Annotated in this window: 10 protein-coding genes; 5 read left to right on the top strand and 5 right to left on the bottom strand. The window is 76.2% G+C overall.

From position 1 onward, the window contains the following. The 3 genes from AB0E96_RS31795 to AB0E96_RS31785 all read right to left on the bottom strand — a co-directional run. Positions 1-566: FAD:protein FMN transferase (locus tag AB0E96_RS31795; protein WP_359829246.1), on the bottom strand; the 566-nt coding region annotated here is incomplete at its 3' end. A 7-nt stretch (positions 567-573) separates the two neighbouring features. Beyond that, positions 574-1110 (bottom strand): FMN-binding protein, encoded by a 537-nt coding sequence (locus tag AB0E96_RS31790; RefSeq protein WP_359829245.1) that lies wholly within the window; start codon positions 1108-1110, stop codon positions 574-576. 113 nt (positions 1111-1223) lie between these two features. Continuing rightward, positions 1224-2603, bottom strand: a complete 1380-nt coding sequence (locus tag AB0E96_RS31785; protein WP_359829244.1) for a ferric reductase-like transmembrane domain-containing protein — start codon at positions 2601-2603, stop codon at positions 1224-1226. A gap of 226 nt (positions 2604-2829) precedes the next feature. Here AB0E96_RS31785 and AB0E96_RS31780 point away from each other — a divergent pair, with 226 nt between their 5' ends. After that, on the top strand, positions 2830-3546 hold the full coding sequence (locus AB0E96_RS31780; protein ID WP_359829243.1) for a response regulator transcription factor: 717 nt from the start codon (positions 2830-2832) through the stop codon (positions 3544-3546). Continuing rightward, positions 3543-5021: a HAMP domain-containing sensor histidine kinase gene (locus tag AB0E96_RS31775; RefSeq protein ID WP_359829242.1), complete on the top strand. Its 1479-nt coding sequence runs from the start codon at positions 3543-3545 to the stop codon at positions 5019-5021. The genes AB0E96_RS31780 and AB0E96_RS31775 overlap by 4 nt, the downstream gene beginning before the upstream one ends. Here AB0E96_RS31775 and AB0E96_RS31770 read toward each other — a convergent pair. After that, complete coding sequence (locus tag AB0E96_RS31770; RefSeq protein WP_359829241.1) at positions 4984-6078, bottom strand: DJ-1/PfpI family protein; 1095 nt, start codon at positions 6076-6078, stop codon at positions 4984-4986. The two genes, AB0E96_RS31775 and AB0E96_RS31770, sit on opposite strands and share 38 nt — an antisense overlap. A 140-nt stretch (positions 6079-6218) precedes the next feature. Between AB0E96_RS31770 and AB0E96_RS31765 the strand changes: the two genes are divergently transcribed. Then, positions 6219-6809 (top strand): isochorismatase family protein, encoded by a 591-nt coding sequence (locus tag AB0E96_RS31765; protein ID WP_359829240.1) that lies wholly within the window; start codon positions 6219-6221, stop codon positions 6807-6809. Between the two features lie 175 nt (positions 6810-6984). After that, the gene (gene uppS / locus AB0E96_RS31760; RefSeq protein ID WP_359829239.1) at positions 6985-8748 is read left to right on the top strand and encodes a polyprenyl diphosphate synthase; all 1764 of its coding nucleotides are present in this window, start codon (positions 6985-6987) and stop codon (positions 8746-8748) included. Here uppS and AB0E96_RS31755 read toward each other — a convergent pair. Next, complete coding sequence (locus AB0E96_RS31755) at positions 8693-9373, bottom strand: hypothetical protein (RefSeq protein WP_359829238.1); 681 nt, start codon at positions 9371-9373, stop codon at positions 8693-8695. The two genes, uppS and AB0E96_RS31755, sit on opposite strands and share 56 nt — an antisense overlap. Before the next feature lie 477 nt (positions 9374-9850). Here AB0E96_RS31755 and AB0E96_RS31750 point away from each other — a divergent pair, with 477 nt between their 5' ends. Next, the gene (locus tag AB0E96_RS31750; protein ID WP_359829237.1) at positions 9851-10597 is read left to right on the top strand and encodes a DUF2071 domain-containing protein; all 747 of its coding nucleotides are present in this window, start codon (positions 9851-9853) and stop codon (positions 10595-10597) included. The last annotated feature ends 289 nt before the right edge of the window (positions 10598-10886 follow it).

Below are 10886 nucleotides of genomic sequence, written 5' to 3'. Positions count from 1 at the left end.
GCTGCCGCTGGTGGCCTACAACATCGTGCAGCTGCGGAAGGAGCGTGAGGTCCGGTGACCGGGACGGACGGCCGGGAGGGCGCGGTGGAACCCGTCAGGTCGTGGCCGGCCAGGACGGCGGCCAGCAGCCCCGGCCGCCGGGGGTCGGCGATGCCGATCCGCCACGGGCCGCCGACGGTCTGCACGTCCCCGCCGCCGCTGACGCAGTACTGCCGGGCGCCGGAGCCGCGCAGCAGGTCGGCCGCCTGCTGGACCGCCCAGCCCTTGACCCAGCCGCTGGGGTCGAGCCGGCCGCCCGGGCGCTCGCTGAAGTAGCCGTCGGTCTCGGCGGCCACCGCGCGGCAGGCGGCGAGGACGGTGCCGACCTCCGGGTCGCAGTCGTCCGGGGCCAGGTCGCCCCGGTCGAGGCGGCTGATGTCGCTGTCCGGCCGGTAGGTGGAGAACACCGTGTCGATCCGGTGCAGCCGCTCGGTGATCCGTTCCAGCACGACCGGGGTGCCGGGGCCCGGGTCGCGCACGGTGATCGAGAAGACGGTGCCCATCACGGGCTCGGCATGGCGGAGCACGGCAGCCTCAGCCCCTGGCCCGGTCGAGGGCGCTCTGCAGGGAGCGGACGTAGCCGTCGCTCGTGTACGTCGCCCCGCTGACCACGTCGATCCGGGCGCTCTGCGCGGTGATCGCCTCCTGGTTGAGGATCGGCAGTGCGGAGCCGTTGATCTCCAGGTCGCGCCGTTCGGCGGTCGGGTACTTGACCACGTCGACGGCGGTGATCCGGCTGCCGGCCAGGGTGACCTGTACCTGCACCGGGCCGTACCGGGTGTTGACGGTGTTGCCGCTCACCTTCCGGGTCGCGCCGGTGCCCGCGCCGGTGCCCGCGGAGGGGGCGGAGCCCGAGGCGGCCGGGGAGGACGGGGCGGGAGAGGGGGCCGTGCCCGAAGGAGCCGACACGTCGGCCCCGGAACCGGCCCCGGTTCCGCTCCCGGCCCCGGTGGCGGAGCCCGGTCCCGAACCGATCACCGGGGCGGGGCCGGGGGCCTCGTGTGGTTTGAGGGACAGCAGCAGCACCACCCCGGCCGCGGTGGCGGCGCTGGTGACGACGGCTCGGCGCATGGAAATCGACACTCCTCAGGTGCTCGGCAACAGGGGCCCGGCCAGCCGGACGCACCGGATGTGCCGGATGTACCGGAAGTCCCGGCCGGGCCGGCCGGCCGGCCCGGACCGGCTCAGAACGAAAAGCTCTCGTGGTGGATGCGCCCCGGCCGCACCCCCGCCGCCCGCAGCGCGCGGACGGCCTCCTCGGCGAAGGCGTCCGGGCCGCACAGGTAGACCTCGTGCCCGGCGAGGTCCGGGACCAGCCGGGCCAGCGCGGCCCCGAGGTCCCCGACCCGCTCACGCGGGCCGAGCAGCTCGTGCACCGCCGCACCGCGCCGCCGGGCGACCTCGGCCAGCTCCGCCCGGAACAGCACGTCCTGCGGCCGGCGGGCCCGCTGGACGAGCGTCAGCTCGCCCGGGAGGGTCTCGAACAGGGCGCGCAGCGGGGTGATCCCGACCCCCGCGCCGAGCAGCAGCACCCGGCGCTGCCGCAGCCGCCGCCCGGTGAACGCCCCGTACGGGCCCTCGGCGCGCACCCGGATGCCCGGGCGCAGTCCGGCCACCGCCGCGCTGTGCCCGCCGAGGTCCTTGACCGTGAAGCGCAGGAACTCCGGGTGCGGCGGCGCGGAGAGCGAGTACGGGTTGGCGGCCCAGCGCAGCCCGGGCGCCTGGAACTGGATCCGGAAGAACTGGCCGGGCTCGGCGCCGAGTTCGTCCAGCCGCCGCCCGGTGAGGAACAGCGACACCACGCCGGGGCCCTCGCGCCGGACCTCGGCGACGGTCAGGCGGTGCCGCCGGTCGAGCAGCCACGGCCGCAGCAGCCGGAACCAGCCGATCAGTGCCGCGGTGCCGAAGTAGAGGGCGTACCAGGCGGCCGCGGCGGGGCCGCCGCCCAGGTCGGCGCCGGTGGCGAGCTGGTGGGAGAAGGCCAGTGCCACCGCGAGGTAGGTCGCCAGGTGGAGGTGGTACCAGGTCTCGTAGCGCAGGCGGCGGCGCGCGATCCGGGCGGAGACCGCGCCGGTGCCGAGCAGCAGCAGGGTGCCCAGGGTGGCCTTGATCATCTCGGGGTAGTGGAAGACGATCTCCACGCCCTCGCCGACCGGGCCGCGCCCGTCGGTCAGCGCGTAGCCCCAGACGACCGTCAGCACGTGCACCGTGACCAGGGCGACCGTCCACCGCCCGCCGAAGGCGTGCCAGCGAGCCAGCCGGTCCGCGCCGACCCCGCGCTCGACCGGCGGCAGCCGGGCCATCAGCAGGAGCAGCACCGGCGCGGCGTAGCCCGCCAGCAGCCCGGTGATCCGGCCGGCGCCGGTCAGCCAGCCGGCCGCGCCGACCACCGAGGGGGTGCCCTTCCACCAGATCGCGAGCACCCCGAGCGCGCCCACGGCGATCAGGGCGAGCGCCGCGCGCGGGTCGAGGGCGAACGGCGGACGCGGTGCCGCCCGGTGCCTCGGGCGGTCGGGTGCCGGCCGGGGCCCGGGCCGCGACGTCGGTGCGGCGGCAGTGCTCATCGGGAACCTCCTCAGCGCCCGGCGGCGAGTGCCGCCGAGGCTGTCGACGATCGCACCGCAAGCTCTGAGCCGGCTCTGAACGGTGGCCGCGCCCGGCCTCGACCCGGGGGCATCGTGCCAGGTCAGAGTCGGTGTGAAGGCCAGCAGGCCGGGGGTGGAGGTCTCACCGGTTTCTCATCGGGACCGGCCAGGATGAACAATGCCCAGCACCGACCCGAGGAGCCCCATGGACGAGACCGCCGACCGCCCGGACTGGCGGGTCCTGGTCGTCGACGACGAGCCGGACCTGGTCGAGGTGGTCTGCGGGGCCGTCCGCTACGAGGGCTGGCAGGCGCGCGGCGAGACCGCCGGCCTGGCCGCCGTCGAGGCCGCCGCGGCCTGGCGGCCGCACGCCGTGGTGCTGGACGTGATGCTGCCGGACCTCGACGGCCTGGAGGTGCTGCGCCGCATCCACGCCGAGCAGCCCGAGGTGCGGGTGCTGTTCCTCACCGCCCGGGACGCCGTCGAGGAACGGATCGCCGGCATCGCGGCCGGTGGCGACGACTACGTGACGAAGCCGTTCAGCCTGGCCGAGGTGATGGTGCGGCTGCGCGGCCTGCTCCGCCGGGCCGCCCCGCCGGCGGCGACCCGGCAGCCGCCCCCGCACGCCCTGGTGCTGGGTGACCTGGTGCTGGACGACCGGGCCCGCGAGGTCACCCGGGGCGGGGAGGCGGTGGAGCTCAGCCCGACCGAGTACGCGCTGCTCGCCCACCTGATGCGTCACCCCCGGCAGGTGCTCAGCAAGGCGCAGATCCTGGACGCCGTCTGGTCGTACGACTTCGGCGGGCAGGCGCACGTCGTGGAGCTGTACATCAGCTACCTGCGCAAGAAGGTGGACGCGGGCCGCAGTCCGATGATCCACACGGTGCGCGGCGCGGGATACCTGATCAAGGCCGCGCCGTGAGGCTCCGCACCCCGCGCGCCCGGCTGGTGCCCCGCACCCTGCGCGCCCGGCTGATCGCCGGCCTGCTGGTGCTGCTCGTCGCCACCTGCGCGGCCGTCGGCCTCGCCACCACCGCCGCGCTGCGCCACTTCCTGGTCGACCGGCTGGACCAGCAGCTCACCGAGTCGGGCGGCCGCTACGCCGCGAGCCTGGAGCACACCGGCCACGGCGCCGGCCCCGACACCAGGGCCCAGACTCCCGGCACCCTCGGCGTTCGGCTGCTGGACGGGCGGGTCACCGCCGCCGGCGTGGTCGACGGGGACGCCGACGACGTGGACACCCCGGGGGACGAGGACGACCGGGTCGCCTTCACCCCCGACCGGCAGCGGCAGCTGGCCGCCCTGCCCGTCGGCGGCCAGGCCCGCACCCTCGACCTCGGCGGGGTCCTGGGCCACTACCGGGTCCGCGCGGTCGCCGGGCGGGACGGCGACGTCCTGGTCAGCGGCCTGCCGCTGCGCCCGGCCGAGGACACCGTGGGGCGGCTGGCGACCCTGGAGCTCACCGTCTTCGCGATCTCCGTCGCCGCCGCCGGAGCGGCCGGGGCCGTCTGGGTCGGCTTCTCGCTGCGCCCGCTGCGGCGGGTGGTGGGCATGGCGGAGCGGGTCAGTGCCCTGCCGCTCGCCAGTGGCGAGGTGATGCTCGCCGAACGCGTGCCGGACGCCGACCCGCGCACCGAGGTCGGCCGGGTCGGCGCCGCGCTCAACCGGATGCTCGGGCACGTCGGCGACGCCCTGGCCCGCCGCCACGCGGTGGAGGAGCGGCTGCGCGGCTTCGCCGCCGACGCCAGCCACGAGCTGCGCACCCCGGTCGCGGCGGTCCGCGGCCACGCCGAGCTGGCGCTGCGCCATCCCGGGCCGGTGCCCGAGGAGGTGCGGCACTCGCTGGAGCGGATCGACGCCGAGGCGGTGCGGATGGGCGCGATCGTCGAGGACCTGCTGCTGCTCGCCCGGCTGGACGCCGGCCGTCCGCTGGCCGCGGAGGAGGTGGACCTGACCCGGATCGCTCTCGACGCGGTGGCCGACGCCCGCGCCGCCGGGCCGGAGCACCGCTGGCGGCTCGCACTGCCCGAGGAGCCGGTGCTGGTCCGCGGGGACGGGCACCGGCTGAGCCAGGTGGTGGCCAACCTGCTGGCCAACGCCCGGACCCACACCCCGCCCGGCACCGAGGCCCGGCTGTGCCTCGAACGGTCGGACGGCCAGGTCGAGTTGAGCGTCACGGACGACGGCCCGGGGATCGCGCCGGAGCTGGTCGACCGGGTCTTCGAACGCTTCGTCCGGGGCGACCGGGCCCGCTCCCGCGCCACCGGCTCGACCGGGCTCGGCCTGGCCATCGTCCGGGCCGTGGTGGAGGCGCACGGCGGCACGGTGGCGGTGGAGAGCCGGCCCGGCCGCACGCGCTTCACCGTCCGGCTGCCGGGACCGCCGTCGATCCGGTAGCCGTCGCCGTGGTGGTGCGGAAGCGCTGCCGGTAGTCGGTCGGCGTGGTGCCGAGGCGGCGGCGGAAGGCGCGCACCAGGGTGTCGACGGTCCCGAACCCGCAGCCGCCGGCGACGCGTTCGAGCGTCTCGTCGGTGGACTCCAGCCGGTGACGGGCGAGTTCGACCCGGGCCGACTCGACGTAGGCGCTCGGGGTGGTGCCCAGTTCGGTCTTGAAGATCCGGGTCAACTGCCGTTCGCTGACGTGGGCGTGGGCCGCGAGGTCCGGGACGGTGAGCCGCCCGGCGAGGTTGCGCAGGATGTGGTGGCGCAGCTCCTCGATCCGCCGGGTCGTCGACACGGGCTCCAGCGGGACACTGAACTGGCTCTGGCCGCTGGGGCGTTTGAGGTACATGACGAGCTGTCGGGCGACCCTCAGGGCCAGTTCCTCGCCGAAGTCCTCGGCGACCAGCGCGAGTGACAGGTCCAGGCAGGCGCTGATGCCCGCACCCGTCCAGACCTCGCCCTCGCGGATGAAGATCGGGTCCGGATCGACCTCGATCTCCGGGTGCTCCTCGGCGAGTTGGCCGGCCGTGGACCAGTGGGTGGTGGCCCGCCGGCCGTCCAGCAGCCCGGCGGCGGCGAGCAGGTGCGCGCCGACGCAGACGCTGGCCACCCGGCGCGAGCGGGCGGCCAGCGTGCGGACCCGGTCGACCACCGCCGGGTCGGTGAGCGCGCGGACCCGGCGGCGGTCGTCCACCACGACCGAGCCGGGCACCAGCAGGGTGTCGATCCGGCTCCGGGCGGCCTCGTCGAAGGTGAGGTCGGGCAGGACGCGCACGCCCGCCGCGGTGGTGACGGGCTCCGCCGTCTCGGCCGCGAGCACGACCCGGTAGCCGGTCGTGCCGTCGGTCTCCCGGCGGACCAGGGAGAACACCTCGGGCGGGCCGGTCACGTCGAGCAGGTCGACGCCCTCGAACAGGACGATGACGATCAGCCGCTGCGCGGCCGGTGCGGTCCGCGCCGTCTCCGAGGACCGTGCGGTCCGTCCGGCCGGTGGGGTCTGTCCGGGCAGCATCGGCGTCCTTCCTCGATGTCGGAATCTGCATGTTAGGCGACATTGCCGACACCGGAGCGCCGACCGTAGCGTTTTCGAGGCCGGCCACACCGGCTGTGACCTGCGAGATCACCGATCCCCGACCGTGAAGGCGGTACCCCGTGCCCACGACCACCCTGCGCACCCTCAACGGCCTCGACGAGACGCCCGCCGTGCTCGGCGCCTCGACCCTGGTCATGATCGACTACCAGAACACCTACGTGGGCGGCGTGATGGAACTGGAGGGCTGGCAGGAGGCGCTGGGCGCCGGCGCCGACCTGCTCGCCCGGGCCCGGGCGGCCGGCGCCACCGTGATCCACGTGGTCAACGACGGCGGCGAGGGCACCCCGTACGACATCCGGGCCGAGATCGGGCGGATCCACCCCAGCGTGGCCCCGGCCGAGGGCGAGCGCGTGGTGGTCAAGCAGGCCCCGGACGCCTTCGTCGGCACCGAGCTGGGCGACCTGCTCGACGCGGCCGGCCACCGGGACGTCGTCGTCGCCGGGTTCATGACCCACATGTGCGTCGCCTTCACCGCCGCCGGGGCCTTCCTGCGCGGCCACCGCCCGACCGTGGTGGCCGCCGCCTGCGCCACCCGGCCGCTGGAGTCGGCGGGCACCGGGCTGACGGCCGCCCAGGTCCACCGCGCCGCGCTGGCGACGATCGGCGACCTCTACGGCGTGGTGGTGGAGACCCCGGCCGACCTCGGCTGAGCCCGACCGGCCCGACCGGACCCGACGAGCGACGGACGGTCCGACCGGACCCGACGAGCGACGGACGGTCCCGCTCCGGTGACGGCCACCCCGATCGCCACCGATCCGCCACCGATCCGCCGCCGGCTCGTTGGACCGGTCGGCGCACGGTGTCGGCGGAGGGCGGGGAACGGGCATGGCGGGGGACGGGACGGAGGTGGTCGGAGGTCCGCCGGAGCTGGCCGAGTCGTACCGGCTCTGCGAGCGGGAGGTGGCCGCCCACCTGGCCCCACTGCGGGCGATCAGCGACCTGCTGCCTCCCGAGGTGCGGCCGTACGTCCACGCCGTCAACGGCTTCGCCTCCCGCTCCGACCGGCTCGCCGACGACCCGGACGCCCACGGGCCCGACGCCGAAGCCCCCCGGGGCACCGCCGACCCCGCCGAGCGGGAGCGCCGCTTCGCCCGCTGGCGGGCCGACACCCTGGCCGAGCTGGCGGCCGGCCACAGCGGGCACCCGCTGCGCCGGGCCTTCGTGGACACCGTGCGGCGCTGGGAGCTGGACCGGGCGCTGGTCGAGGAGTTCCTGGACGCCACCCGCGCCGACGGCGCCCGCCCGCCGGCCCTCGGGACCCTCGCGGACCAGCGCCGCCACCTGCGCGGCATCGCGGGGACGGTCACCGAGCTGTGGGCCCCGCTGCTTGGCGCGCGGGGCCCGCGGGCGGCGGCCGCGCTGTCCGCGCTGGGGGAGGCCTGCCAGCTGGCCGACCTCCTGGAGGACCTCCCGCTCGACCTCGCGGCCGGCCGCTGCTACCTGCCGCGGGAGGAACTGCGCCGACTCGGCCTGACCGTCGCCGACCTGGGCCGGGACGACCACCGGGACGACCACCGGAACAGCCACCGAGGCGATCACCGGGGCGACCGCCGGCCCGCCCTGGACGAGCTGGCCGCGAACCAGCAGCGGTTGCTGCACCGCCTGTTGGAGCGGGCCCTGCCCGCCACCTGGCTGGTGGCCCCCGGCTGCCGCCCGTTCCTGCACACCATGCTGCTCGGTGCCCAACTGCAGTACGACGAGGCGACCCTGGTGCGCTCGCGCGTCCTCACCGAGGGGCTCACGCCGCTGAGTTCCGACGGGGTCACGCCCGGGCGACGGGCCCGGCCCGCGCCTCCCGCGGGCGGGCCCGCCCACGTCGCCGTGATCATGGACGGCAACCGGCGCTGGGCCGAGACCCGTCGGCTGCCCGCCGAACACGGCCACCGGGCCGGGCAGCGGGCCGCACTGCGGCTGGTCAACGCGGCGCTGCGGCTGGGCATCCGCCACCTGAGCCTGTACGCGTTCTCCACCGAGAACTGGGACCGCCCGCCCGAGGAACTGACCGCGCTGTTCGACTCCCTGGCCGATGGCCTCACCCGCAGCGCGCGGGGCCTGCACGCCCTCGGCGTACGGATCCGCTGGTGCGGCCGGCGGGACCGGGTGGACGAGTGGCTGGCCGCCGAGATCGCGCTGGTGGAGAGCCTGACGTCCAACAACGGCACGCTGACCCTGACGGTCTGCGTCGACTACGGCGGCCGGGAGGAACTGGCCGCCGCGGCGCGCGGGCTGGCCGTCGAGGCGGTGGGCGGGCGGATCCGGCCGGAGGAGATCGGCCCGGCCGACCTCGCCCGGCACCTGTACCTCCCGGACCTCCCGGACGTGGACCTGCTGATCCGCACGTCCGGTGAGCAGCGGATCAGCAACTTCCTGCCCTGGCACCTGGCCTACGCCGAGCTGCTGTTCGACCCGACGCCCTGGCCGGACTACGACCTGGCCCGGCTGCGCGGGGCGGTCCGGGCCTACGCGGCCCGCGAGCGACGCTTCGGCGGCGGTGTGCCCGCCCAGTCCGGGCCCTCCCGCCGCCCACGGCCCGCTACGCCTGCGGCTCCTGCGCGGCCGGAGGAGGGGTGTACGTCCCCTGGGCCGTGACGTACGCCAGCACGGTGTCCACCGTGACCGGGTGCGCGCCGAAGTTCGCGGTGTACGTGTCCACCGCCTCCTGGGTGGGGCGCAGCGGCACCCCGCTGAGCCGGACCTTCATCGGCTGTCCGGCCGGCACCGGGTCGGCCGTCAGCTCCCCCTCGGTGAGGCCGCAGCGGAAGGCCGAGCGGTGCCCCATCTCCGCCCCGCTGACCTCGCACCGGCCGGAGCCCAGGCCGTCCTTGATCGCGCCGACCAGGTTCACCACGCGGTAGTCGCCCTTGGAGGTGCTGACGCAGACCCCGCCGTCCAGTGCCCCGTCGCCGTGCGCCTCGGGCGGGTTGGCGAGGGACGGGTCGCCCAGGGCGGAGCGGATCGGCAGGTGGACCGCGGGGCCCCGGTCGTCGTGGACCATGCGGGCGGGGGCGACGACGTCCACCATCGCGTGGAAGCGGTCCAGTTGGGCCTGTGCCTCCGGCGTCCAGCGCACTTCCACCCAGCCGTCGGAGAGCGTGCCCAGTGTTCCGGTGCGGTCGGTGCCGCCGTCAACGGCACCGGCCGCCGTCCCGGTGAGCCACCCCAGTAGCGGGGCGGCCAGCGCCGCGCCCAGCAGCGACCGCCGCGTCGTGCTCATCGTTCCGAACCGTCCCTTCCCGGGCCGCCCGGTACGGCCCATGGAACGGATCATCCGTCCACCGACCGCCTCGGACGCAGGCCGGGAGGGCGAAACCACCCGTGCGGGGGGAGCGGGGAGCGGCCCGGGGTGGTTCGTCCGCCTACGGGAGCCCCCCCCGGGGCCGTAGCCCGCCGGGTGCCCGGCTCGCTGCACCCGACGGTGTCCTGACCCCGCCTCCGCCACACCCCGGGGCCCGCGCCGCCACACCCGGGGGCCGCGCCGACGCGGCGCGGGCCCCGTTCGTACACCCCCGCGAGTCCGCTCCCACCCGGAGTTGAACACGTTCAAAGTCGTGCGCCATGATGAGGACGCGCGAGAGCGCCCCACCGCGGCCTGCGGCGAAGGGCCCTCCCGTGCTGCCCCGTCACGCTCCGAATCCCGTACCCGACCCCGGAGTCGACCGTGCGACACCTGTTGCAGCGCCATCCCTTCGCGATGCGAACCCACTTCGCGCACTCGCTCGTCCTCACCTACGCCCTGCCGCCCCGGCTGCTCTCCCCGCTGGTGCCGCCGGGCCTCGCCCTCGACACCTACACCGACCCCGCCGGCACCGAGCACGGCTTCGTCGCCGCGGCCGTCGTGGACACCCGGGCGCTGCGCCCGGCCGCCCTGCCCGCCGGCCTCGGCCGGGACTTCATCCTCACCGGCTACCGGGTCTTCACCCGCTTCCCGACCCCCGGCGGCCGCACCATGCGCGGCCTGCGCATCCTGCGCTCCGACACCGACAGCCGGATGATGGCGCTCGGCGGCAACGCCTTCTCCCGCTACCGGTACCGGCACGCCCGGATCGGCACCCGGGTGGTCGGCGACACCCTGGAGTTCAAGGTGGTCAGCGGCGACGGCCGGGCCGACCTGCACGTGCGCGCCGACCTCGGCAGCGCCCCCGCCGCCCTCCCGCCGGGCAGCCCGTTCGCGGACGCCCGGGCCGCGCGCCGCTTCGCCGGCCCGCTGCCCTACACCTTCGAGTACGAGCCGCAGACCCGCTCGGTGATCGTGGTCAAGGCCACCCGCGCCCACTGGGACCCGGCCCCGGTGGCCGTCGAGGTGCCCCGGCTCACCTTCTTCGACCACGGACCGCTGGCCGGCAGCCGGCCCGTCCTCGCCAACGCCTTCCACGTGGCCGGCCTCGACTACGGCTGGCACGCGGGGGAGCGCCGCACCCTCACCGGAGCCCGTCGATGACCACCCCAGCCCCAGCCCCGGTTCCAGCCTCGCCCCCGGGCCCCGCCCGCCGCGCGTCCGTGCCCCGACCCCGCCCCGCCACCGCCGGACCGGCGGGTCCCCGTCCCTCCGGGGTGCGCGAGGTGGTCCGCTACAACTGGCCGATGTACGCCGCCGGCGCGCTCACCGTCGCCGCCGGCCGGGCGCTGGCCCGGCGTCGACGGCGAGCAGGTAGTCGCAGGCCTCGGCGCCGTGCTCGGCGACCTCGTCCAGGAAGAACCGGGCGGCGAAGCGCTTGCCCTGGAGCCGG

Source organism: Kitasatospora sp. NPDC036755 (genome assembly GCF_040636595.1).
Taxonomy (GTDB): domain Bacteria; phylum Actinomycetota; class Actinomycetes; order Streptomycetales; family Streptomycetaceae; genus Kitasatospora.
The sequence above is the reverse complement of the archived record's forward strand: the minus strand, read 5'-3'. Positions and strand labels throughout refer to the sequence as shown.

Coding starts and splice junctions, on each gene's coding strand:
- uppS (WP_359829239.1), top strand. CDS start 6,985: ATGGCGGGGGACGGGACGGAGGTGGTCGGAGGTCCGCCGGAGCTGGCC.
- AB0E96_RS31780 (WP_359829243.1), top strand. CDS start 2,830: ATGGACGAGACCGCCGACCGCCCGGACTGGCGGGTCCTGGTCGTCGAC.
- AB0E96_RS31755 (WP_359829238.1), bottom strand. CDS start 9,373: ATGAGCACGACGCGGCGGTCGCTGCTGGGCGCGGCGCTGGCCGCCCCG.
- AB0E96_RS31790 (WP_359829245.1), bottom strand. CDS start 1,110: ATGCGCCGAGCCGTCGTCACCAGCGCCGCCACCGCGGCCGGGGTGGTG.
- AB0E96_RS31750 (WP_359829237.1), top strand. CDS start 9,851: ATGCGAACCCACTTCGCGCACTCGCTCGTCCTCACCTACGCCCTGCCG.
- AB0E96_RS31785 (WP_359829244.1), bottom strand. CDS start 2,603: ATGAGCACTGCCGCCGCACCGACGTCGCGGCCCGGGCCCCGGCCGGCA.
- AB0E96_RS31770 (WP_359829241.1), bottom strand. CDS start 6,078: ATGCTGCCCGGACAGACCCCACCGGCCGGACGGACCGCACGGTCCTCG.